The sequence below is a fragment of the Actinopolymorpha sp. B17G11 genome (genome assembly GCF_040196095.1).
Taxonomy (GTDB): Bacteria; Actinomycetota; Actinomycetes; order Propionibacteriales; family Actinopolymorphaceae; genus Thermasporomyces.
Genome location: NZ_JBEFTW010000003.1, coordinates 273243 through 296131, shown reverse-complemented (window position 1 = coordinate 296131; position 22889 = coordinate 273243). Strand labels below are relative to the sequence as shown.

Annotated in this window: 19 protein-coding genes; 10 read left to right on the top strand and 9 right to left on the bottom strand. The window is 69.8% G+C overall.

Annotated elements, in window-relative coordinates; translation table 11 throughout:
• The first annotated feature begins 500 nt into the window (after positions 1 to 500).
• From ABN028_RS05515 to ABN028_RS05505, 3 genes are all read left to right on the top strand, one after another.
• Positions 501 to 2168: a LuxR C-terminal-related transcriptional regulator gene (locus tag ABN028_RS05515; protein WP_349327414.1), complete on the top strand. Its 1668-nt coding sequence runs from the start codon at positions 501 to 503 to the stop codon at positions 2166 to 2168.
• A gap of 176 nt (positions 2169 to 2344) precedes the next feature.
• Positions 2345 to 3349 (top strand): alpha/beta fold hydrolase, encoded by a 1005-nt coding sequence (locus ABN028_RS05510; RefSeq protein WP_349327415.1) that lies wholly within the window; start codon positions 2345 to 2347, stop codon positions 3347 to 3349.
• Positions 3346 to 4620 carry a flavin-containing monooxygenase gene (locus ABN028_RS05505; RefSeq protein ID WP_349695835.1) on the top strand — a complete coding sequence of 425 codons (1275 nt, stop codon included), beginning with the start codon at positions 3346 to 3348 and terminating at the stop codon, positions 4618 to 4620. Before ABN028_RS05510 ends, ABN028_RS05505 begins: the two co-directional genes overlap by 4 nt.
• Positions 4621 to 4713: 93 nt before the next feature.
• On the opposite strand, the gene ABN028_RS05500 is transcribed toward ABN028_RS05505, so the two are convergent.
• The 3 genes from ABN028_RS05500 to ABN028_RS05490 all read right to left on the bottom strand — a co-directional run bounded on the left by ABN028_RS05500 (position 4714) and on the right by ABN028_RS05490 (position 7196).
• Positions 4714 to 5469 (bottom strand): zf-HC2 domain-containing protein, encoded by a 756-nt coding sequence (locus tag ABN028_RS05500; protein ID WP_349695834.1) that lies wholly within the window; start codon positions 5467 to 5469, stop codon positions 4714 to 4716.
• Positions 5466 to 6008 (bottom strand): sigma-70 family RNA polymerase sigma factor, encoded by a 543-nt coding sequence (locus tag ABN028_RS05495; protein ID WP_349327418.1) that lies wholly within the window; start codon positions 6006 to 6008, stop codon positions 5466 to 5468. Before ABN028_RS05495 ends, ABN028_RS05500 begins: the two co-directional genes overlap by 4 nt.
• 132 nt (positions 6009 to 6140) lie before the next feature.
• Positions 6141 to 7196, bottom strand: coding sequence for an MASE1 domain-containing protein (locus ABN028_RS05490; RefSeq protein WP_349695833.1), 1056 nt, complete (start codon positions 7194 to 7196; stop codon positions 6141 to 6143).
• 200 nt (positions 7197 to 7396) lie between these two features.
• On the opposite strand from ABN028_RS05490, the gene ABN028_RS05485 reads away from it, so the two are divergent.
• Together ABN028_RS05485 and ABN028_RS05480 are read left to right on the top strand one after the other, a co-directional pair.
• The gene (locus ABN028_RS05485) at positions 7397 to 8059 is read left to right on the top strand and encodes a hypothetical protein (RefSeq protein ID WP_349695832.1); all 663 of its coding nucleotides are present in this window, start codon (positions 7397 to 7399) and stop codon (positions 8057 to 8059) included.
• A gap of 145 nt (positions 8060 to 8204) precedes the next feature.
• On the top strand, positions 8205 to 8948 hold the full coding sequence (locus ABN028_RS05480) for a GntR family transcriptional regulator (RefSeq protein ID WP_349695831.1): 744 nt from the start codon (positions 8205 to 8207) through the stop codon (positions 8946 to 8948).
• A gap of 95 nt (positions 8949 to 9043) precedes the next feature.
• On the opposite strand, the gene ABN028_RS05475 is transcribed toward ABN028_RS05480, so the two are convergent.
• The 3 genes from ABN028_RS05475 to ABN028_RS05465 form a co-directional block, all read right to left on the bottom strand.
• On the bottom strand, positions 9044 to 9685 hold the full coding sequence (locus ABN028_RS05475; RefSeq protein ID WP_349695830.1) for a LysE family translocator: 642 nt from the start codon (positions 9683 to 9685) through the stop codon (positions 9044 to 9046).
• Between the two features lie 94 nt (positions 9686 to 9779).
• On the bottom strand, positions 9780 to 11387 hold the full coding sequence (locus ABN028_RS05470; protein ID WP_349695829.1) for an arylsulfatase: 1608 nt from the start codon (positions 11385 to 11387) through the stop codon (positions 9780 to 9782).
• 23 nt (positions 11388 to 11410) lie between these two features.
• On the bottom strand, positions 11411 to 12853 hold the full coding sequence (locus ABN028_RS05465) for an MFS transporter (RefSeq protein WP_349695828.1): 1443 nt from the start codon (positions 12851 to 12853) through the stop codon (positions 11411 to 11413).
• Positions 12854 to 12978: 125 nt separating this feature from the next.
• On the opposite strand from ABN028_RS05465, the gene ABN028_RS05460 reads away from it, so the two are divergent.
• Together ABN028_RS05460 and ABN028_RS05455 are read left to right on the top strand one after the other, a co-directional pair.
• Entirely contained in the window at positions 12979 to 13908 is a 930-nt protein-coding gene (locus ABN028_RS05460) for an IclR family transcriptional regulator (RefSeq protein ID WP_349327427.1), read from the top strand.
• Positions 13909 to 14049: 141 nt separating this feature from the next.
• Positions 14050 to 15288 carry a hypothetical protein gene (locus ABN028_RS05455; RefSeq protein WP_349327428.1) on the top strand — a complete coding sequence of 413 codons (1239 nt, stop codon included), beginning with the start codon at positions 14050 to 14052 and terminating at the stop codon, positions 15286 to 15288.
• Between the two features lie 31 nt (positions 15289 to 15319).
• On the opposite strand, the gene ABN028_RS05450 is transcribed toward ABN028_RS05455, so the two are convergent.
• Positions 15320 to 16369, bottom strand: a complete 1050-nt coding sequence (locus ABN028_RS05450; protein ID WP_349327430.1) for an aldo/keto reductase — start codon at positions 16367 to 16369, stop codon at positions 15320 to 15322.
• Positions 16370 to 16649: 280 nt separating this feature from the next.
• Between ABN028_RS05450 and ABN028_RS05445 the strand changes: the two genes are divergently transcribed.
• The 3 genes from ABN028_RS05445 to ABN028_RS05435 all read left to right on the top strand — a co-directional run bounded on the left by ABN028_RS05445 (position 16650) and on the right by ABN028_RS05435 (position 20517).
• Entirely contained in the window at positions 16650 to 17807 is a 1158-nt protein-coding gene (locus tag ABN028_RS05445) for a C40 family peptidase (RefSeq protein WP_349327431.1), read from the top strand.
• Positions 17808 to 18080: 273 nt separating this feature from the next.
• Positions 18081 to 18806 carry a CDP-alcohol phosphatidyltransferase family protein gene (locus tag ABN028_RS05440; RefSeq protein WP_349327432.1) on the top strand — a complete coding sequence of 242 codons (726 nt, stop codon included), beginning with the start codon at positions 18081 to 18083 and terminating at the stop codon, positions 18804 to 18806.
• A gap of 1 nt (position 18807) precedes the next feature.
• Positions 18808 to 20517, top strand: a complete 1710-nt coding sequence (locus ABN028_RS05435) for an alkaline phosphatase family protein (protein ID WP_349327434.1) — start codon at positions 18808 to 18810, stop codon at positions 20515 to 20517.
• Between the two features lie 36 nt (positions 20518 to 20553).
• Here the strand turns inward: ABN028_RS05435 and ABN028_RS05430 are convergent, their stop codons facing one another.
• Together ABN028_RS05430 and ABN028_RS05425 are read right to left on the bottom strand one after the other, a co-directional pair.
• Positions 20554 to 21810 carry a dihydrodipicolinate synthase family protein gene (locus tag ABN028_RS05430; RefSeq protein ID WP_349695827.1) on the bottom strand — a complete coding sequence of 419 codons (1257 nt, stop codon included), beginning with the start codon at positions 21808 to 21810 and terminating at the stop codon, positions 20554 to 20556.
• A complete protein-coding gene (locus ABN028_RS05425) occupies positions 21810 to 22871 on the bottom strand; it encodes an NAD-dependent epimerase/dehydratase family protein (RefSeq protein ID WP_349695826.1) in 1062 nt (353 codons plus the stop codon). Before ABN028_RS05425 ends, ABN028_RS05430 begins: the two co-directional genes overlap by 1 nt.
• Positions 22872 to 22889: the final 18 nt, after the last annotated feature.

Genomic DNA, 22889 nt, shown 5'->3' with positions numbered 1-22889 from the left:
GGTCCTGGACCTTTCGCGCCACAGCATGCACTCCCAGGTGCTCGAGATCGTCAGCTTTCGGCCGGATTCGGACCCATGTTCAAAATGGGTCTCGCATGGCTGTCGCGCTTCGGGAAATATCCCGCCATCGGCCCGGCGTCGTTGCCGGGCCGCGGGCGCCACAGCGAATTGTGCCAACCGCGGCCTGCGGGACCAAAGCTAAGCGACGTGGGTCCAACTTATCAACACATGTCCGGAGTGGTCTATTGACTGTCTGTTGCATCGTACAGAACCGTACAGACAAGCGGCGGAATCCCCTTGTGGGGTAGGGGATTCCGCGTCTTCGCTGCCTTGAAGGAATCTGTCCGGATATGGCATTGCATGATTTTTCGGGATGTTCACCTTCCACCCGTTGAGGGTGCCTCTGTGGTGTCCGCCGGAGTTCGGGTAAAGTGCTGGAGCCGTTTCGGCGGGCCGGATCCTGGTCGCCCCCGTGGCGGCACCAGTCCATGGGGGCGCACGTGAGCAGATCCGACGCACTGGAGCGAGGTCGTGCGGCCTACGACCGGCACGCGTGGTCCGAGGCGCACCTGGCTCTGACCGCGGCCGACGGCGAGGCGCCCCTCGGTCCGGACGACCTGGAACGCCTGGCGATCGCGGGCTACCTGATCGGTGGCGACGGTGACGGAGAGTCATGGGCGCGTGCGCACCGCGGATATGTCGACGACGCTCGCCCGGAGGACGCGGCGCGCTGCGGGTTCTGGCTCGGCTTCTTCCTCCTCCAGCGCGGTGACTTCGCCCGCGGCAGCGGGTGGCTCGCCCGGTCCCAGCGCCTCGTCGACGAGGCCAACCGCGAGTGCGCTGTGCAGGGCTACCTCCTCGTGCCCGCGGCGCTGCGGAGCCTTGACGAGGGCGACGCGGCACATGCGTACGACCTCTTCCGGCGGGCGGCCGAGATCGCCGAGCGATGCGGCGACGTAGATCTGCTGGCCATCGGTCGGCTCGGCCGCGGGCAGGCGCTCATCGGACTCGGCGACCCGGTTGCGGGTGTCGCGCTGCTCGACGAGGTGATGGTCGCGGTCACGTCCGGCGAGGTGGGGCCGATGGTCGTCGGGGTCGTCTACTGCGCGGTGATCGAGGCCTGCCAGGAGATCTTCGACCTGCCGCGGGCGCGGGAGTGGACGGCCGCGCTGACCCGCTGGTGCGAGTCGCAGCCTGACCTGGTGCCCTACCGCGGGCAGTGCCTGGTGCACCGAGCCGAGATCATGCAGGTCAACGGTGCCTGGCCGGACGCCATCGACGAGGTACGCCAGGCCTGCGACCGGTTCCTGGTTCCCCACGGCCACCCTGCCGCCGGGGCGGCGTACTACCAGCGGGCGGAGCTGCACCGGCTGCGCGGCGAGTACGGCCTCGCCGAGGAGGCGTACCGGCAGGCGAACCACTGGGGTCGCCCGCCGCAGCCGGGGCTGGCGCAGCTACGGCTCGCCCAGGGCCGTGCCGGCGCGGCCGCCGCCGCGATCAGCCGTGCCATCGAGGCGGAGCGTGAACGCGTGCGCCGCCCGCGCCTCCTCGCGGCGTACGTCGAGATCATGCTGGCGATCGACGACATCGACGCGGCCCGGGAAGGGGCGGCCGAGCTGACCACGCTGGCAGGCGACGTCGCCGCACCATTCCTGCGCGCCACGGCCGCGCAGGCCGAGGGTGCCGCCGCCCTCGCCGGAGGCGACGCCGAGGCAGCCCTGGCCGCGCTCCGGCCAGCGCTGCGGACCTGGCACCAGGTCGACGCGCCGTACGACGTCGCCCGCGCCCGGGTGCTCGTCGGCCTCGCCTGCCGCCAACTCGGCGACGAGGACACCGCGGAGCTGGAGCTCGACGCCGCCCGCGCGGTCTTCGAGGACCTCGGCGCCGCCCCGGACCTCGAGCGGGTCCGGGCGCTGAGCGAGCCTCCTCAGGGTCCCGAAGGGGAGACGCCGCCGGTCGGCCGCCCGGAGGCCGCGGGCGGGCTGACGGCTCGCGAGCTGGAGGTCCTGAGGCTGGTGGCGTCCGGCCGAACCAACCGTGCCATCGCGCAGGAGCTCGTCCTCAGCGAGAAGACGGTGGCCCGCCACCTCAGCAACATCTTCGGCAAGCTGCGCCTGTCGTCGCGCTCGGCGGCCACGGCTTACGCCTACGAGCACGACCTGGTGTAACGCCTCAGCGCTTCCGCCTTCCACCGAGGCGTACGCAGGAATACCCACGTCCGGCGCCATCCCCTCCCCGCCAAGCCGCTGACCTGCGAGGTTCTGCCGATGCGGGACGACCCTCCCGCCTCCTAGCGTGCCGATAGGCGCACCGTGGGCGTGCGTACGGATCAAGGAGCTACGTGATGACCAGCGGGAACGACACCACCGGCCGGACCGCCACCAGCGGCGGCGACCCGCCGGCCGAGGCTCGGAAGCGGCTTCTCGCGGGGATCGGCGTCGTCGAGCGACGACTGGACCTGGGCGACATCTCCACCGCCGTCCTGGAAGGCGGCGAAGGTCCACCGGTCGTCCTGCTGCACGGCCCTGGCGGGAATGCCACGCACTGGCACCGGGTGCTCCCCGACCTCGTGGCCAACCGTCGCGTCATCGCGCCGGACCTGCCCGGCCAGGGTGCCACCGAGGTAACCGGCGCGCCGTTGGACGCCGACCGGGTGCTCGACTGGCTCCTCGACCTGATCGACCGGACCTGCGCGTCGCCGCCCACGCTCGTGGGGTTCGCGCTGGGCGGTGCGATCGCCGCACGGTTCGCCGCCGACCACCGCAGTCGAAACCGCACAGACAGCAGCACAGGAAGCAAAGGAAACGCAGGAAGCGCAGACACCGGCGGCAGCGGCTCCGATTCCCGGCTCGACCGTCTCGTCCTCGTCGACGCGCTGGGCCTCGTACCGTTCGATCCGGCGCCCGACTTCGGCGTCGCTCTGAACGACTTCCTCAGCCAACCCACACCTGGCTCCCACGACCGGCTGTGGCAGCACTGTGCGCTCGACCTCGACACGCTCCAGAGCCGGCTGGGCGGGCACTGGGACGACTTCCGGGCGTACAACGTCGACCGCGCGCAGACGCCGAGCGTGCAGTCGAGCCTCCGCGCGCTCATGGCGGCGTTCGGTGGACCGGCGATCCCGGCCGAGGACCTGGCGCGGATCAGTGTCCCGACGACCCTCGTCTGGGGTCGCCAGGACCTCGCGACGCCGCTCCACGTCGCCCAGGCAGTGAGCGAACGGTACGGCTGGCCGCTGCACGTCATCGAGGACTGCGGCGACGACCCGGCGGTCGAGGCGCCCGAGAAGTTCCTCGGGGCGCTCCGTTCCGCACTTTCTGCCCAGAGCGTCGTCAGGAGCGCGTCATGAACCGGCCGTCCGTTCGTACGCAGGAAACCGTCGACACCTTGGTGATCGGGGCCGGACAGGCGGGACTCGCCACGAGCTACTGGCTCACCCAGGCCAGTGTCCCGCACCTGCTCGTCGAGAGTCGGGACACGCTGGGCGGTGCCTGGCACGATCGCTGGGACAGTTTCTGTCTCGTCGCGCCCAACTTCACGCTGGTCCTGCCCGGCATGCCGTACGACGGCCCCGATCCTGACGCCTTCATGCCGCGCGCGGGGGTGGTGGACTACCTCCGGAAGTACGCGGCGTCGTTCCACGCGCCCGTCCGCTTCCGCACCTCCGTACGCCGACTTGCCGCCGTCGACGGCGGGCTCGTGGCGGAGACCGACGACACGACGTTCCTCGCGCGCAACGTCGTTCTCGCCACCGGCGCCTACCCGGTGCCGAAGGTTCCACCGGTCGCCGGGCAGCTCGCACCGCACCTCCTGCAGATCCACTCCCAGGACTACCGCCGGCCGTCGCAGCTCGCCGACGGTGGAGTGCTCGTGGTCGGCACCGGACAGTCGGGTACGCAGATCGCGGAGGAGTTGCACGACGCCGGGCGCGAGGTGCACCTTGCCGTCTCGACCTGTCCCAGCGCTCCGCGGCGCTACCGGGGACATGACGTCGTCTGGTGGCTGATGCAGACGTTCCTGCACGGCGCCGAGGTGGGTGTGCCGTTCCCGACCGTCGCCGACCTGCCCTCGCCGGCGGCGAGATTCGGCTGCGACCCGCACCTGTCCGGGAAGGACGGCGGGCACGACATCAGCCTGCGGCAGTTCGCCCGGCAGGGGATCCGGTTGTACGGACGGCTGGAGCGGGCGTCCGGTTCGGCGGTCGGGTTCTCGGCCGACCTTGCCGAGCGGCTCGCCCTCGCCGAGACCGGTTTCGACAAGGAGTTCCGGCCACTGTTCGACGCCTACATCGACGCCGCAGGCATCGACGCACCACCGGACGACCGTCCGGCGTACGACGACTTCACGCCGGAGACCGTGACCGAGCTCGACCTCGACGCCGCTGGCGTCACCACCGTGGTGTGGGCCACGGGTTACCAGCTCGACTTCAGCTGGGTCGACCTCCCGATCCTCGACGAATGGAGCTATCCGCGGCACGAGCGAGGCGTCACGACCCATCCGGGGCTCTACGCGGTCGGGCTGCCGTGGCTGCATTCCGAGCCGTCGTCGGTGTTGGCCGGCGTCGGTGACGACGCCGCCCACATCGTCGACCACCTCGTGGCGCGGAACGCCGGACGGTGAGCGGAACCTCCACACGGGCGGGGCTCGGTAACCGCATTCATGGTGACCGTCGTCGCCGCCATCTCCCGAGCCGGCGCCGGGACATGCGTACTCTCATCGCTTCGGCCTCTGGATCGGTGTGGCCGCGACCGTGACCAGGCGGCGTCCCGCGGTGTCGATCACCTGGAGTTCGGCGAGCTCGGCGGCGCGGAACTCGCTCATGCCCTCGACGTCGAGCCCGTCGTCGTAGGTCACCCGCCACGACGCCACGGTCTCGGTCCGGCCGTCGTGTGCCTTGGCGACCAGGCGGCACGAGGTGAGCGGTGGGAGGCCATGCAGGGTCATGTCGATCCGGGTGCCCCAGGGCTCGTCGCGGACGCTGGTGGTGGCGATGACGCCGTACGCCGAGCTGCCGGCCACCAGTGGGGTGTGGTCCGGTGTCAGCAGCTCGCCACGCGCCACCGCCACCCCGACGACGGAACCGCCGAGCGCGACCGCCGCGGCGATGCCCAGGGCAACGCGGCGGCGCCGCCAGCGGACGCCCCTCACCTTGGCGGCCTGGTCGGTGCGTTCGGTCGCGATCGCGGCGAGGATGCGGTCGAGCAGGTCGTCGACCGCTTCGCTCTCCTGGCTCATGTCGATGACCTCGGCGTCGCTGACCTCGGCGTCGCCGACCTCGGCGTCGCTGACCTCGGGGTCGACGATGCCGGCGGACCGCGCGGTCGCGAGCATCGCGGCGACCTCGGCGAGGTCGGACAGCTCGGCGCGGCAATGCGCGCAGGACGCGAGGTGGCGTTCGATCGCACGACGCTCCGGATCGTCGACGCCGAGGGCGTAGGCCCCCAGCCGGGGCGCGTGGGTGCAGCTCACGGTGCGGTCACCCCCCGTTCCTCCAGGGCCAGACGTAACGCCCGGAGGGCGTAGTAGGAGCGGGATCGGACTGTTCCGGCTGGTATGCGCAGGGCAGCCGCCGCGTCGGCCACTGACCTGTCCCGGAAGTAGAGCTCGACGATGACCTCACGGTGCGCTGGTGTGAGCGCTCTCAGCGCATCCGCGACCTGCCAGGCGAGCAGTGCCCGGTCGATGTCATCGGGACCCTCACGCTGGGCGAGGCCCTCGAACGGCGGCTCGCCCGGCAGCTCGGCCGGAACCTCACGGGGACGCCGCGTGGCGGCTCGGTGGCCGTCGACGACGAGGTTGCGAGCGACCCGGAACAGCCACGGCCGAGCGGTATCGGTCGTGAGCTTCCCCGAGTGCCGCCAGGCGCGGAGCAGGGTCTCCTGCACGATGTCCTCGGCCTTGCGAAGATCGCCGCCGACCAGGGCGCGGACGTAGCCGAGCAGGTGCTCGCCGTGTTCGGCGTAGAGGGCCCGGACCAGAGCCTCCTCCCGCGCCGCGAACTTCGTCATGCTGCTCACTACGTCGCCCGGTGATGCAGCGTTCAACTGATCGCCCTGTACGGACGGCTATGGCGATCCGGCCGCCCGGGGGTGTCAGAGACGGTGCTCAGAACCGCAGGTGGTCGGAGAAGATCGCCGCCGTCAGCCGTGGTCCGCGACGCCGGACGTGGGTTCGCCACTGCCCGCTGCCCCGGCTTCAGCCCCCCGCTGGTCCGCCATGGCGCGCACCTGAGGTGCGAGCGGTCGTGGGCGCAGCCGGTGATCGAGTTGGTGAACGACACTCGCCAGCTGGGTGGCCGCGTTCTCGACCGCCCAGTGCGCCCGGTCGCGTTCCGCGATGGTCACTGCGAGGGCGAGTGCGGTCAGCGCGGACGACGCGTCCAGGGCCTGGATGGTGAGGAGATTGGTGAACTCGTCGCCACCGGCGAACGGCCCGAAACCACCGACGGCGCCGTGGGACACGACGATCGTGGTGATCAAGGCGGCCGCGCTGGCGCCCGCGAGCTGGAAGCGGACGGCCGCCCAGATGAGGACGGGAAACACCAGGAACAACAGTTCGGTGGAACTATGCACCGCGGCCAGTGTCACCAGCGCGGCCACTGCCAGCATCGCGAAAGCCTCCGCGGCCCGGCGAAGTCGGAGCTGTCGTGGCCACCTCAGTCGACTCACGACGAGGATGAAGGGTGTGATGACGAGGACGCTTACCGCGGTGCTCGTCCAGTCCAGGAACCATTCGGTGAGAAAGGTCTCCGGTGGCAGCGCACCGGTGATATAGAGAGTCCCGGCCGAGATCGCCGAACTCACCAACGTTCCCAGGATCGCGCCCAGAAATACCAGGGCGAGCAGATCTCGTAGCCGGTCCAATCCGTTCTGGAAATGTGCCATGCGGAGCAGGAGGACCGCGAGGACGACCCCGAGGGTCGCCGCCAGACAGATCACGGCGGACACCAACGGTGGATGGTCGAGAATGATGAGGTTGACGAGGAATGAACCGAGCGCGACGCTCGGCCACATCCGAGGACCCAACAACAGCAGCGCGGCAAGGGCGACACCGGTCGGTGGCCACATGGTGCGCAGGGTTCCCGAGCCGAACTCCTGCAGAACGCCGAGCAGCGCGGTTCCGAGATAGACCCCGGCGAGCGCCACCATCACGAGAACCGTGACCAGATGTGTGCGGATCGCTCGTTGGCTTACCACGACGATTAACTGTACGCCAGCTTCTTGTGGGCTCTGCTTTCTCCAAAGCCGCCACAAAGGGACATGTGAACCATCTGCGCATTTACCCAGATGCCAGCTTTCGGTGTCTCGGAACATTCGTACCGAGACAATGGCAGCCGGTGCGGACGGAGAACTGGAAATGCGCCGCGTAGACATGCTGCGGGCGGCATGGTGGCGGTATGGACTGGTGGAACGCTCTCGACCCGGGCGTCCAGCGTGGCATCGGAATCGCCGCCCTCGCGCTCGCTGTCGTGATCATCATGCTGATCGTGCAACTGATCGCCTCGTGGCGGAGCAACAAGAGTGCCCTGAAACTTTTCGAACGACAGGCAGTCGAGCAACGCAACAACTGGCAGGCGTGGTCGGAGGAGCGGCAGCGGCGCAGATTGCTGGCTGAACGGCAGGAGGCATATGCCCGGTTCATGAGCCTCGCGAGCGAGTACGAACGGGTGGTCACCGATCTGCGTGCCCCGCGGCCGGATGCCAGGAACGTCGCCGCCCCGGGCGACTCACGCCATGCACGCAATGACCACGCACAGGCGGATCTGGATGCCACCGACCCGATGGCGGTCACGACCGCACTGGCGACCAGCGCGGCGAATGAGGTGACCACCCGGCAGGCACAGCTCCGCGAAGACCTTTCCCAGGCGCGCGAGGTCGTACGCCTGCTCGCGCCGTCCGACGTCAGGTTCGCGGCGGACCGGTGGTTCATCGATCTCGTCCGTGACGACCCGGCGGGCGTGCAACGCGCCAAGAACGACTTTCTCACCCATGCTCGCGCCGACATCGGCTCGGACAGGCCCGCGCCGCCGCCGGGACGCGACAACCCCAAGCGGCGTTGAGATCAGTCCGAGGCGGCTCCTCGGCGCATCGGGGTCCCTGCTCGTCATAGCGCGCGGCTCCCGCGAGCATCGCCTCGTCCGTCCCGGCGGCGCGCATCCGCGCGAGGCTTACGACTACTCTCCTGCCGGACGGGAGGTGATTGTCATGACAAGCCGATCCACGTACCTCCAGCTGGCCGACCAGCTGGCGCGGGAGCTGCGCGACGTACCATCCGGCACGAGGGTGGCCTCGGAGCATGAACTCGTCGCCAGCCAGGGCGTCAGTCGCCTCACCGCCCGCGCCGCCCTGCAGGAACTGGAGCATCGGTACCTGGTCCAGCGGATCCGCGGGTCGGGCACCTTCGTGCGGCGGCGCATCGACTACGTGATCAGCAAGGACCTGCCGCCGAGCTTCGCCGCGACCGTCGTCGCGGCCGGTGCGACGCCTGGCACCAAGCTGCTCGGCGTGCGCAGGCGGGCACCTCGGCCCGAGCATCCGTACGAGCCCGAGGTCGCCGCCGGTGGGGAACTCGTGGAGGTCCGCCGGCTCAACCTGGTCGACGGGGTCGTGGCCGGAGTGTGGACGACCGTGCTGCCCGGCAACCGGCTGGCCGGTATCGAGGAGCGGCTGGCCGACGACGTGTCGCTCTACACCTTGCTGTCCCAGGCGTACGGAATGACACTGCGAAGGTATCGGCACCACGTGTCACTCGACGTGCCCGACCTCGAGGTCGCCGCGCTGTTGGGCGATGACGCGCCGCGCCCGTGCTGGTACGCGGAGAGCCTCAACCGGATCGGGGGTACTCGGCAGCTGGGGGAGTACGCCGCCACGTGGTCCAATCCGCGGGTGCTTCGGGTGGTCTTCGAGATCGAGGGGGACGCCGCGATCGCCGAGGACACCGGCCTTTGACGGCAGGGTCCGGCTACGTCCCGGCAATGTCCAGCCTCGGGCGGGACGGCCAGGTCGTACGGCTGGCGCGGTGGCCGGCCTGGTGGTGATCCCGGTCAGTCTTTGCGGCCGGTCATGGCCGTGGACAGTCCGAGCCCGATCATGGAGAGTCCGCCGACACCGCCGACCAGTTCGGCGCGCCGGGGCGACCGCGCGAACCACGAGCGGACCGCGCTCGCGGTGACCGCCCAGCCGCTGTCGGAGACCAGCGCGATGAGGAACGGGACGACGCTCAGCACGAGCATCTGGCTCGGGATGTGGCCGGACGGCCGGTCGACGAACTGAGGGAGGATCGCGGCGAACATGATGTAGGCCTTGGGATTGGCGACGCCGACAGCGAATCCTTCCGACGCCGAGCGCACCAGGTTGCGTGGTGCATGGCCGATGCCACCGATCTCGGGGGTGAGCTTGCGGCGGTGCCTGAGCGCCTGGATGCCGAGCCAGACGAGGTACGCGGCGCCGGCGTACTTCACGATCGCGAAGACGAGCACTGACCGTTCGACGATGAGCCCGATCCCGAGGGCTACGCACACCGCGACGACATACATGCCGACGGCGTTGCCGGCGACCGAGGCGAGGGCGGTACGCCGACCATGGGCCAGCGCGCGACCGACAACGAACAGCACACTTGGCCCGGGGATCACGATGACGATGAACGATGCCACCGCGAAGGCGGCCAACTGCTCCGAAGACACCATGTCGGGAGAGTACAGCGGGCATGCCGAGGACGCCTTTGCACAAGCCCTGCCCGCGGGCGGACCTGTCCTCGCCGTCGATCGTCGAGGGCTCAGGTCACTCCGGGGGCAGGCCGTGGCCGCGGCGGCGGTAGAGCTCGAGGACCTGTTCGCGTGGGATGACACCACACCGGCCTGCCCAGGCTTCGTAGTCGCTCACCAGTGCGGCCACCAGGTCGGGATGCTGGTCGGCGAGGTCATGCAGCTCGGTGCGGTCGTCGAGGAGATCGTAGAGCTCCCACGGCGTTCCGTGCTTGCGGACAATCTTCCACCGGCCCTTGCGTACCGCACAGTTTCCCTCGTGCTCGAAGTACAACGGACGATCCGCGACGTCTTCTCCGCGCAGGGCGGGCATCATGCTCACGCCCTCTGCAGGCGGCACCGCGTGCCCTGAGCGCTCCTCCGGGTAGGTCGCGCCGGCCGCGTCGAGGAGAGTCGGAAGGACGTCGACGAGCTGGTACGGATGATGGTTGGTCGCGCCGCTCTCCTCGAGCCCGGCCGGCCAGTGCACGATGAGGGGCGTCGCGATGCCGCCTTCATGGACCCAGTGCTTGTATTCCCGGAACGGCGTGTTGGACAGGTTCGCCCACTCCCGGCCGTAGCTCTGATAGGTCGCCTCGGACCCGGGCATCGTGCCGGGAACGTTTCCCGGCACGACCGGATCGCCTTCGCGGGTGTGTTCCTTCATGGGTACGAAGCTCGTGACGAACTCCTTCACCTCCTCCGGCGGCATCTCCTCCGCGCAGCCGCCGTTGTCGGACAGGAAGACGATGAGCGTGTTGTCCAGCTGGCCGAGGCGTTCGAGGGTGGCGACCACCTTGCCGACGCCCTGGTCCATGCGGTCGACCTGGGCGGCGTAGACCTCCATCCGCCGGGCCTGCCACTCCTTGTCCGGCACGTCGTCCCACGCCGCTACCCTCGCATCGCGTGAGGACAACTTCCAGGACGGATCGAGGATCCCCTCGGCGACCAGCCTGTCAAGACGCTCTTGACGGAGTGTGTCCCATCCGGCGTCGAACCGGCCACGGTACTTCGCGATGTCCTCGTCATGGGCGTGCAGCGGCCAGTGCGGTGCGGTATAGGCGAGATAGAGAAAGAACGGACGGTCGGACGAGTCGGCCCCATGGTCCTCGACGAACCGTACGGCGTTGTCGCTGATCGCATCCGTGTAGAAGAACGAGGGATCAAGGCCCTCGTCCTCGACGTTCCGCTCGCCGCGCACCAGGGTGCGTGGTTGGTAGAAGCTGCCCGCACCTTCGAGGGTGCCGTAGAAGCGGTCGAACCCCCGTCGGGTGGGCCAGGCTTCGTTGGGCGTCTCCATGTCGCTCGCCAGGTGCCACTTGCCGGACATGTACGTCGCATATCCCTTACTGGACAACGCTTCCGCGACCGTGACGCTGTGCTCCGAGAGATTGCCCGGATAGCCGTCCGGACTGTCGTCGAAGTTGAGGATGCCGATCCCGACCTGGTGGGGGTGAAGCCCCGTCACGAGCGATGCCCGCGAGGGTGTGCAACGCGCGGTGTTGTAGAACTGCGTGAATCTCGTGCCCTGGCGCGCCAACCGGTCAAGATGCGGCGTCTCGATCTCGCCGCCGTAACAGCCGATGTCGGAAAAACCCATGTCGTCGGCCAGGATCAGAACGATGTTGGGGGAGGTTCGAGTCACGGGAAACCTTTCGACGACACCGGTTACCGGTCTTCAGCCACGACGGGTGAGGGGGCGGGATCGGGATCCTGCGGCCCGGCGTCGTCGACGGGTCGGCGGTAGGTCTCGGGAAGGAAGACGAGAGACACGACGGTGATGAGTGCGATGAGAAGGACGTAGAGCGCCACCGGCCAGGACGTTCCGTCGAACCTCGCGACCAACGCCGTGCCGATCAGCGGTGCGACCGCACCGGACGGCAGCACCCCGATCTGGTAGACGACCGACATCCCGCTGTAGCGGACGCGGGTCGGGTAGATCTCGGCGAACATCGCGCCCTCGGGCCCGTACATCGTGCACGCGGCGATTCCCCAGCCGACGACGACCGCGACCATGATCAGCCACCGTGACCCGGTGTCGACGAGCACGAAGATGGGGAACGCACTGACCGCGGCCAGCAGCGCCCCCGCCATGAAGACCTTCCGCCGCCCCACCCGGTCTGACACCCGCCCGGCGAGGGGGATGACGAAGAAGCCGACCACCGAGGCGACGATCAGGGCGTCGAACATGTAGCTCTTCGGCAGGCCGAGCACGGCGACCGTGTAGGTCACGAGAAACGCGTTGTAGACGTTGAAGGTCACGCTCTCGCTCATCCGGGCGCCCATGCCGAGCAGGGTGATCTTCGGGTGCTGGCGTACGACGTCGAGGAGCGGGACCCGGGCCCGCTGTCTCGTACGGACGATCCGCTGGAAGGCCGGGGGTTCACTGATGCGGAGCCGGATGAAGAGGCCGACGGCGACCAGCACGATGCTCGCCAGGAACGGCACCCGCCACGCCCAGTCGACGAGGGCCGCGTCACCGAGCCGCCCGACCCCGCTGATCGCCAGCGTCGACAACAGCAAGCCCACCGGCACGCCGAGCTGCGGCCAGCTGCTGAACCATCCCCGTCTGCCGTCCGGCGCGTGCTCGACGCAGAGCAGGATCGCGCCGCCCCATTCGCCGCCGAGCCCGATGCCCTGGAGCATCCGCAGGATGAGAAGCAGGACAGGAGCCGCGGCGCCGATCTGTGCGTACGTGGGCAGCAGACCCATCGCGAACGTCGCCAGCCCCATGATCATCATCGTGACCACGAGCATCGGCTTGCGGCCGAGCCGGTCGCCGAGGTGGCCGAACAGCACGCCCCCGATCGGTCGGGTGACGAATCCCGCGGCGAACGTGCCGAACGCGACCAGCGTCCCGATCAGCGGGTCGAAGGTGGGGAAGAACTCCTGGTTGAAGACGAGTCCCGCCATCGTGGCGTAGAGGAAGAAGTCGTACCACTCCACCACGGTGCCGGCGAGGCTCGCCGCCGCTACCTGGCGGATGGACGCCTCCCGCCCCTCGCCTACACCGTCGCTGCTCCCGTCGCCAACTCGGCCGTTGGTTCCGGCGCCAGGTTCATCGCCGGTTCCGTCGTTCGGGCCTTCGCTGGTGAATGGGTTCCGAGGCATGTCGACCTCCCGGGTGCGACCGGAGTGTGCCGCTGGCCTGCTGCGTTCCGCTGGCGTCCCGCCTTGTTGTTCCGCGAACACTGCTGTCCCGGCAACGCACTGGACCCACAGAACCCTTGTGTCCCGTGGAAAAGGACAACAAGCTTCAGATCGGGACAGACGTCACTACTGTGTCGTTCGTCGCCGCGGACGGTCAACCCTCGCTGGGACAGCGGACCGAGACCGCCCGGGAGACCATGCAGGGTGAGAGAAGGGCTGAGACCGTGAACGGACTGCTCGGGCGAGCGGTGCAGGTCCTCGACGCACTCGGCAAGGCCGAGGCCGACCTGACGATCCGGCAGATCGCCAGTCGCGTCGACCTGCCGAAGAGTTCGGTGCAGCGACTGCTGCGCGGGTTGGTCGAGACCGAGTTGGCGATCCAGGATCCGGCGAACCGCCGCTACCGGCTCGGGCCGAGAACGCTCGCGCTGGGAATGGCCTACCAACGCCGGATCAACGTGCGGGCCGTCGCGCTGCCGCACATGGTCCGACTGCGTGACCGGACCGGAGAGACGGTCGGCCTGTCGATCCCGGTCGGCGAGGAAGTGATGCACATCGACCAGGTCGAGAGCAACGCCGAGTTACGTCGTACGTTCGAGATCGGTCGGCCATATCCGTTGTGGAGTGGGGCACCGAGCCGCCTGGTGCTCGCCGGGATGGCCGACAACGACGTGGAACGCATCGCGCGCGAGCGGACTCCAGGCGACGTCTCGCCAGTACGACCGCCGTTGCCGGTGGAACTCGTGCAGGCCGTGCGCACCGCGCGGATGCGGGGCTACGCGGCGGCGTTCGAGGAGACGATCGTCGGCGTCAACACACTCGCGGCTCCCGTGCGCGGGCACGCCGACCAGGTGGTTGCCACCATCTCGGTGACTGGACCGAGTGTGCGGCTCAACCGGACGGCGATGGACTCGATCCTCGCCGACCTCGTGACAACCGCGCAGGCGGTCAGCGTCGAGATCGGCGGCCGACAGGCATTCCACCCCCAGGTCCGCGCCCGGGCGCTGCAACGGTAGAGACCCCCGGCCAGCCTCGCCGCCGCCTGGAGCGACACGGGAGCGACACGGGGCGGCATGGGCCAGACCGGTGAGTGAGGGTGTCCTCGTCGGCGCCTTTGGGGCCGGGCCGTAACCTACGCCCATGAGGTTGCGTACCAGGTGGGCGTCGTGGTGCGGGCACCACTGACGGTCGGCGTCGTCGGACCCTCCGATCTCGTCCCCAGAGTCGCGTCCGTGGTCGACGACACTGCCGATCTTCGGGCGATCCGGTTGCCGTACCGCTGGGAGCAGGAGACCCTTCGCATCATCCGGGCGCGGGGGCACGAGGTCGACGGCTGGCTCTTCACCGGTGTGGTGCCGCACGCCATCGCGACCGCCGAACGCGCCGACGTCCTGCCCTCTGGGCACGTCTCCTACAGCGGAGTCACCCTCCTGGCGGCGCTACTGCGCCTTTCGCGCGACGGCGGTGACCTCAGCCTGGTCAGCATCGACACCCTGCAGCCGGTGGAGGTCGCGGAGACGCTCGCCGAGGCGGGGTTGGCCGAGACGTCCGTACGCACGATGGAATACGTTGCCTCCGTACGCTCTCGTGACGTCGTGGCGTTCCACCGCGAAGCCGCTCAGCGGCACGGCGCCACTGTCGCGATCACCTGCCTGCGGTCGGCGTACGACGTGCTGCGCAAGGAGATGCCGGTGGTCCGGCTGGCCCCCGCGCCGCGGGACATCCGGGAGGCGGTCGATGCACTGGCCCTGCGGATCCGCAGCGCACACGACTCCGACGCCCAGGTGGCGTTGGGCTTCGTCGAACTCGACATGGCCGACGGGGCGCTAGAACGCGACCTGGGTGAGCTCGGCGGGGCGGTCGTTCGGATCGACGAGGACCGCTACCTCCTGGTGACGACGCGAGGACCGCTGGAACGCGCGACCGCCGACTTCACGGCCGCGCCGTTCCTCGAACGTCTCGCCGCTCGCCACACATCGGTCCACGTCGGGTTGGGGCTCGCCCGATCAGCCGGGGAGGCGGCCGCCCGCGCGTCCCGGGCGCTGGCCCGCGCCAGGGCCGACGGCGAGGTCGCGGCCGTGTTCGCCGGGCCGCACGACGCGGACATCGTCCTCGCCCGGAGCCCAGGAACCGACCAGCCCGGCCCTACGGACATCGGTCGGCTCGCCCGGCGGCTCGGCATGAGCCGCGGAACGCTCCAGGCGTTGCGCGGTCTCGTCGAAGGGGCCGACGCCCAGGTGACCGCCGCCGAGGTGGCCGAGGCGTTCTCCATCCAGGAACGCAGTGCCCGCCGGCTGCTCAAGCGCCTCGAACGCGCCGGTGCCGCCGTCCCGGTCGGCACCCTCGCCGAAGGCCAGATGGGTCGTCCGCCGGTGATCTACCGCCTCGAGCTCTGAACGCGATCCGACCAGAAGCCGCGTTACCGCGTCACGGCGTTGCCGGCGACGAGCTGCGGCGGCGCAGGCGGGCGTCCACGATCGCCTGCGGTTGGTAGCCCGCGTCAGCTTCGTTGAGGGTCGTTCCCGGCGACACGATCTCGTCGATCCGGTCGAGGATGTCGTGGGAGAGCGACACCTTGTCCGCGCCGAGAGTCGACTCCAGGTGCTCCATCGTGCGCGGGCCGATGATGACCGAGCTCACTGCCGGATGTTCGAGGACGAACGCCAGAGCGAGCTGGATCAGCGACAGGCCGGCGTCGTCCGCCAGCTCGGTCAAGGCATAGACCGCCTCCAGCTTGCGCGCGTTCTCCGGCAGCGACCGGTCATGGCGAGCCGGTTGCCGTGCGGCCCGGCTGGACACCGCGGTGGGCTCCTCGCCACGCCGGTAGCGGCCAGAGAGCCAGCCGCCGGCGAGTGGGCTCCAGGGGAGTACGCCCAGCCCGTACTCCTCGGCCAGCGGCAGCACTTCGCGCTCGACCGCGCGGGCGAGAAGGGAGTACGGCGGCTGCTCGGTCACCGGTCGCTCCCGGTTCCGGCGTTCGGCCACCCACTGCGCCTGGACGAGCTGCGACGGCAGGAAGGTCGACGTACCGAAGTAACGGATCTTGCCCTGGTGGACCAGGTCGCTGAGCGCCCCGAGCGTCTCGTCGATGTCGGTGTCCGGCTCCGGCCGGTGCACCTGGTAGAGGTCGATCCAGTCGGTCTGGAGCCGGCGCAGGCTGTTGTCCACCTCGCGGACGATCCACCGGCGGGAGTTGCCGGCGTGGTTCGGGTCGTCGCCGAGCCGCCCATGGAACTTCGTCGCGAGGACGACGTCGTCGCGCCGGCCGCCGGCAAGTGCCTTGCCCACGATCTCCTCGGACTCGCCCTGGGAGTAGACGTCGGCCGTGTCGAGGATGTTGATGCCGGCGTCGAGGGCACGGTGGATGATGCGGATGCCGTCCTCGTGGTCGGGGTTGCCGTAGGCGCCGAACATCATCGTGCCGAGCGTCAGCGGGCTCACCTTCACGCCGGTACGCCCGAGGGTGCGGTAGGTCATGTACGCCGTCCTTCGTCCTTGTCGCGGGTCGCGGCCGTCCAGAGATCACTGTCATCGTGCCATTCGGCGTTGTCCGCGCGTAGGCCCGAGGGGTTGCCGGATCACGAAACGGTAACTACAGTCCAGCCCCAAGCGTCGGTCCGAGTGGGGAGGCCGCCTCGGTCGGTACGACGCATCTGGATGCTTGATTCGCACGGGTGTCGGGTCAGGTGATTCCCCGTGGAGCCAGGCGTCTTTTTCCCGTTGGGCAGGCCGGCGGGAGGACGAAGGGCGTACACCCGTGCCGAAGCACCGCCCTGCACCGAAGCACCGTCGCCGTCGGGATCCACAAGGGCGGGCGCTGGTCGCACTCGGCACCGCCACCGTTGCCGCGGTGGTCGGCGTGCCCGGGCCGACCTCGGCCGAGCCGACGCGCAACATCAACGAGGTGAGGAGACAGGTCGACCACCTCTACCACGAGGCCGAGCTGATCACCGAGCGGGCCAACGAGCTCGAAGACGACATGGTCGCCATGAACCGCAGGGTCCGCAGCCTGACCGGCGGCGTCGCCCGCCAGGAGAAGCGCGTCCAGGCGATGCGTCGCCAGATCGGGGAGTTCGCGGCGGCCGAATACCGCACGGGCGGTCGCCTCGACCCCACCGTCCAGGTGTTCATCGCCGACAGCCCCGCCGACTATCTGGCGCAGATGACCACCCTGAAGGCGCTGTCCCGCCAGCAGGCGGACCTGCTGCGTCGGTTCCAGGACGAGCAGTCCGACCTGACCGAACGGCGTGCGGTCCTGGGGTACGAACTCGACGAGCTGCGGATGGCCCGGGACGAGACCGACGAACGCCGGAAGGCCGCCCTCCGCAACGCCGCCAGGGCCCAGGCGATTCTCGACCGGCTCACCGCCGAGGAGCGTCGGCGCCTGGAGGAGGCGGAGCGTCGGCGCCAGGCGAGGCTACGGGCGTCCCGCGCCGAGGAACGCAGCACACCGAGCCCGACACCGACGCCCACCCGGTCGCCTTCGCCGACACCCACGAAGTCGCCGTCTCCGACGCCCACGAAGTCGCCGTCGCCCACTCCCACACCGTCGCCGACACCCGACCGCACCAGAGGTGAGATCGCGCTCGCCTTCGCCCGGGACCAACTCGGCGAGCCCTACGTCTACGGCGCCGACGGACCGGACAGCTGGGACTGCTCGGGCCTCACGATGAAGGCGTGGGAGGCGGCAGGTGTCTCCCTGCCCCATTCGTCGAGCAGGCAGTACGACAGCTCGCCGAAGGTTGCCCGCTCGAACCTGCGGCCGGGTGATCTCGTGTTCTATTACAGCGACCTTCACCACGTCGGCCTCTACGCCGGGGACGGCAAGGTCCTGCACGCACCCAAACCGGGCGACAACGTCGAGTACATCAACATCGACTACATGCCCTACGCCGGCGCCACCCGGCCAGGATAGGTGGCGTTTCGTCTCCAGCCGCCGCAGCTCCAAGGTCGGCCGACCGGGCTATCGTGTGCGGCTGTCCCGTGTCGACGCTGAGGTCACGGAACGGGCCTGCCTGATCGCTCAACGCGACCCGCTTGGACGTTCCGCACCTGGACCTCGGCGCAGATGAACCATTCGCTCGTCACAAGCGAACGAGGGATAGCGGGTGTCCGGGTCCGCGGCGTGGAAAACGAGATGGCGGCTGATCACATGGGCGAAAGCGGGGCCGTGAGGCGGCTGTGGGACGTGCGTGTGGGTTCGGTCGCGAGCGGCACCCATGCCTATCGTCGCGACCTGGTGACGGCCGCGGTCGCCGAAGCCGTTCTGCTCACCCTGCTGTGGGCGTACCTGGGACTGGGACTGGCGGGATGGGTGGCGGGGATCGCGTTCACGGTCTTCGGCGGGCTGGTCCTCGGCGCGGCCTTCCGGCGCTCTGGCACGTGGTCACTCAGCCCGGCGGACCGCGTCACCCTGACGCGCCTGACGCTCATCGGTGGCATCACGGCGATCGCCGCAGACCGGATCGGGGGGAGCGCACCGGCGGTGATGGTCGCCCTCGCGACGGTGGCACTGATCCTCGACGGGGTCGACGGCAGGGTCGCCCGCCGTACCGGGACGGCGTCGGAGTTCGGTGCGCGCTTCGACATCGAGGCCGACTCCTTCCTTGTCCTCGTCCTCAGCATCTTCGTCGCGCCGTCCCTGGGTGCCTGGGTGTTGGCGATCGGATGCATGCGGTACGCCTATGTGGCGGCAAGCTGGCGACAGCCGTGGTTGCGTACGCCGCTGCGGCCGCTCTATGCGCGTAAGGTCGTGGCAGTGATCCAGGGGGTCGTGCTCGTCGTGGTCAGTGCGGACCTGCTGCCGAGGTCGGTCGAGTTCGCGGTCGTGGCACTGGCGCTGTTTCTGCTCATCTGCTCGTTCGGGGAGTCCGTGTGGTGGCAATGGCGGCACGGGCGGAATCTTGCCGCCTGACGTGACAGACAATGCGGCCCCGGGCCGCGAGGACACCGAGATCGCGGACGACCGCTGGCGGGACCGACACCCGCGGGCCGCGTGGGCCGCACGGTGGACGACCACCGCCCTTGCCGCGGCGCTCGTGCACGTCGCCCTCCTCCTGCCCAACCAGCTCACCCACCTCGCCCCTGGCGCGTTCGCGCGCATTCCGCTGGAAGGGATCTTCGGCGCGGCCATCCTGCTGGCCCTGGCGCCGAGGCCGAGGCGGGTCGTGGCTGCGGTCGCCGGGGCGACGCTTGGCGTGCTGACCCTCCTGAAGCTCCTCGACATGGGCTTCTACTCGATTCTCGACCGGCCGTTCGACCTGGTGCTCGACTGGCTCCTGGTCGCCAACGCCGTGGAGTTCCTCGGCGAGTCGGTCGGTCAGGTCGGCGCGCTCGCCGCCGCGGTCGGGGCCGTGCTCGTCGCCCTTGTCCTGCCGGTCCTCATGGCCCTGGCGGTCGTCCGGCTCAGCCACCTCATGGTCGATCATCGGCCGGTGGCGACCCGGACCGCGCTGATCCTCGGGACCGCCTGGATGATCTGCGTGACGCTCGGTGTGCAGATCGCCGACGTGTCGGTCGCCACCAAGAACACCAGCGCGATCGTCCGGAACCGCGTGCACTACGTGGATGCGGCCCTGAAGGACCGGCAGGCGTTCGCCAGGCAGAGCACCGTCGACGCGTTCGCCGACACGCCCGCCGACCGGCTGTTGACCGGACTGCGCGGCAAGGACGTCATCGTCGCCTTCGTGGAGAGCTACGGCCGCAGCGCGGTCAAGGACCCACAGCTGGCGTCGCGGGTTCGCGCCACACTCACGGACGGGACCAGCCGACTGCGCGCGGCCGGGTTCTCCTCCCGGAGCGCTTTCCTCACCTCCCCGGCGACGGGTGCCGGCAGCTGGCTCGCCCACTCCACGTTCATGTCCGGCCTGTGGATCAAGAGTGAGCAGCGCTACCGCACTGTCACCACGCGCGAGCGTCTCACCCTCACCGGTGCCTTTCGTCGCACCAACGCCTGGCGGACGGTCGGGATCCTCCCGGGCACCACCCGGGCCTGGCCGGAGGGGAAGTTCTACGAGTTCGACAGGATCTACGACGCTCGCCACCTCGGGTACGAAGGGGCGCCCTACGGCTGGTCAGGCATCCCCGACCAGTACACCCTGTCGGCCTTCGAACGCCTGGAGCGCAGCGCACCCGGCCGCAAGCCGTTGATGGCGGAGATCGTCCTGACCTCCAGCCACAACCCGTGGGTTCCCCTGCCCGAGATGGTCAGCTGGGACGAGGCCGGCGACGGCTCGGTCTACGACGCCATGCGCAAGGCGGACAAGGACCCCGAGGACGCGCGGAACGACGCGGACCGGGTACGCACCGCCTACGCACGATCCATCGCGTACTCGGTGGAGAGCCTCGTCTCCTACGTCGAGACCTACGGCGACGACAACACCGTGCTCGTGTTCCTCGGGGACCACCAGCCCGTCCCGACCGTCACCCGACACGACCCCAGCCGGGACGTACCGATCTCGATCGTCGCCCGCGACCAGAAGGTGCTGGACCGGATCTCCGGCTGGGGGTGGCAGGACGGCCTGGAGCCGCACCCGGATGCCCCGGTCTGGCGGATGGACACGTTCCGCGACAAGTTCCTGACCGCGTACGGCCCGCGGCCCGGGTCGGCCGCGCCAGGACCCTAGCGGTAGCGATCCGGTCCCCGCGATCCGCGCTGAACCTCAGCGGAGCCAGTCGTCGAGGTGTTCGCGTACGAACGCGTCATCGGTCAGGTGGGGGTAGGCGATGCACACCCGGTCGATCTCGGCGACCTGGCCCGGCGAGAGCGTCTCGTCCGGATCGAGGCACCAGGTGCCGGCCAGGAGGCCCTGGCGGCGCAGGATCTCGTGGACGCCGGCGATGCAACCGGCGAAGTTGCCCGCGGCGTCGAAGATCGCGGCGTTCGCGTCGGTCAGCTGGGCGCCTTCCGCGAGCAGGGTGACCGGATCGTCTGTGTCGGGGGAGTCCGACTCGGCGGGGGAGTCCGACTCGGCGGGGGAGCCGGTGCCGGATTCGGTGGGCTCCGCCTGTCCGGGAGGTCCGGCCGGACCATTGGCACGTACGACGTGATGGATGCGTTCGAGCATCCGGACCGCGCTGTGCGTCCACACCGCCCACTGGCCGAGGAGGCCGCCGACGATCTGCCGTCGGACGAACCGCTGGCCGACGTTCAGGTGCAGCGGCGTCAGGAGGTCGGCCACGATGGCGTCGTCGTTGCCGGTGTAGAGCGCGACGTCGGATCCACGGTCGGACTCGCTGATGCCCCGGATGGCCTCGAGCGTGCGGTAGCGGTCGAAGGGGGCGATCTTGGCGGCCACGACGCTCGGCAGTTCGGCAAGCTCCCGCCAGAACCGCCGGGACAGCCGCTGCCCGCCGACCGCCTCCTGGAGGTAGAAGCCGACGATCGGCAGTACCTCGCCGACGGCCTTCGCGCGGAGCAGGAGGTCGGCCTCGTCGGACTCCGGCCCGCCGGCCGGACCGAGCAGCACCGCGTGGTAGCCGAGACTCGCGGCGAGCTCGGCCTCGGCGATCGCCTGCCGTAGCTCGCCGCAGGCGCCGGCGATGCGGAGGAACGGCCGACGCTGAACGCCCGCCGCAGAAGGCGCGGCGAGCGTCTCGTCGATCGTGTCGCGGGCCAACTCGAGGACGGGGCGGAGCAGCCCGGCCCCGCGGATCGCGAACTGCGTCGTATGGACGCCGACCGCGACACCGCCGGCGCCTGCCGCGAGGTAGTAGCGGGTGAGCGCCCGTTGGCGGCGTTCGTCAAGGCGGCGTTGCGGGGTGAGAGCGAGCGGATGCGCCGGAATCACGCAGCCGTCGGCGAGCGACCGCGCTTCGGCGGCAGGGAGCAACCCCGTCGACGCCGGCAGCCCAGTCGTCCCTGGCAGCCCGGTCGATCCTGGCAGCCCGGTCGATCCTGGCAGCCCGGTCGACCCCATCAGAACGCTCCGTCGCGGCGTTCGAACTTCGTCGGCTTGTCCCACACCGTTCCACCCTTGGCGAGCCAGTCGGCGGTCGCCTCCACCAACGCCTGCAAGGACAGGTCGGGATAGCCGAACATCCGGTGGCACCGCCCGGCGTCGGAGAGAAGTGCCGTGTCGGCCTCGTCGTCGCACAAGCTCGGTTCGACGCCGAGCAGTTCACCGAACCGGGTGGCGATCCGTCGTACCGACGCGGTTTCGGGCCCCGTGAGGTTGAGAACGAGTGCCGGCGTGGACGCGTGCCGCAGGCTGCGCAACGCGACCTCGTTGGCGTAGCGCTGCCAGACCACGTTGACGTGGCTCGTCGAGAGCGTGACCGGTCTCTCGTCGCGGACGGCGGTGCCGATGTCGACGAGGACGCCGTAACGCATCTCGACCGCGTAGTTGAGTCGGATCAGGGTGACCGGAGTGCCGCGCTCGATGCTCGCGTACTCGAAGGCCCGCTCGCGACCCAGGCACGACATGGCGTACTCGCCGACCGGCCCCGGCGGATCCGACTCGGTGCAGCCGCCGCCGGACACCGGGGCGAGCGGGTAGACGTTGCCGGTGGAGAACGCGGCGATCGGGACGTCGGCGTACCGCCGGGCCACGGCGTCCGGAAGGAGGGCGTTGACGGCCCAGGTGTGGGCCGGCCGCCCGCTCGAGCCGAACTTCGCGCCCACCATGTAGACCACGGCGCCCGCGTCCGGCAGTCCGGCAAGGTCGGCGTCGGGAGTGAGGTCGAACCTCCGCGTCTCCACACCGGCCGCCCGGAGGCCCTGCTCCACGGCCGGGTTGGACCACCGGGACACCGCGACGACAGCTATGTCGTCGCGTCCGGCCGCGTCGAGAGCGCGCCGGGCCAGCTGGCACAGGCTCGGGCCCATCTTGCCGCCTGCCCCGAGTACCACCAGATCCCCTCGCAGGCCGGCGAAGTCGGCGAGCTCGGCGACAAGGGCCGGTGAGGGCTCGCCGAGCCGGTCCTCGAGATCTGCCTCGTTGTCGAACACCTTGCGCTCCAGTTTCGGTTCGTACGACACGACCACGGTAGGCCGCCG

What these genes read in the sequence shown, in the direction of transcription:
- ABN028_RS05510 (WP_349327415.1), top strand. Translation starts at nt 2,345, where the DNA reads ATGACCAGCGGGAACGACACCACCGGCCGGACCGCCACCAGCGGCGGC.
- ABN028_RS05505 (WP_349695835.1), top strand. Translation starts at nt 3,346, where the DNA reads ATGAACCGGCCGTCCGTTCGTACGCAGGAAACCGTCGACACCTTGGTG.
- ABN028_RS05495 (WP_349327418.1), bottom strand. Translation starts at nt 6,008, where the DNA reads ATGACGAAGTTCGCGGCGCGGGAGGAGGCTCTGGTCCGGGCCCTCTAC.
- ABN028_RS05485 (WP_349695832.1), top strand. Translation starts at nt 7,397, where the DNA reads ATGGACTGGTGGAACGCTCTCGACCCGGGCGTCCAGCGTGGCATCGGA.
- ABN028_RS05480 (WP_349695831.1), top strand. Translation starts at nt 8,205, where the DNA reads ATGACAAGCCGATCCACGTACCTCCAGCTGGCCGACCAGCTGGCGCGG.
- ABN028_RS05475 (WP_349695830.1), bottom strand. Translation starts at nt 9,685, where the DNA reads ATGGTGTCTTCGGAGCAGTTGGCCGCCTTCGCGGTGGCATCGTTCATC.
- ABN028_RS05465 (WP_349695828.1), bottom strand. Translation starts at nt 12,853, where the DNA reads ATGCCTCGGAACCCATTCACCAGCGAAGGCCCGAACGACGGAACCGGC.
- ABN028_RS05450 (WP_349327430.1), bottom strand. Translation starts at nt 16,369, where the DNA reads ATGACCTACCGCACCCTCGGGCGTACCGGCGTGAAGGTGAGCCCGCTG.
- ABN028_RS05430 (WP_349695827.1), bottom strand. Translation starts at nt 21,810, where the DNA reads ATGGGGTCGACCGGGCTGCCAGGATCGACCGGGCTGCCAGGATCGACC.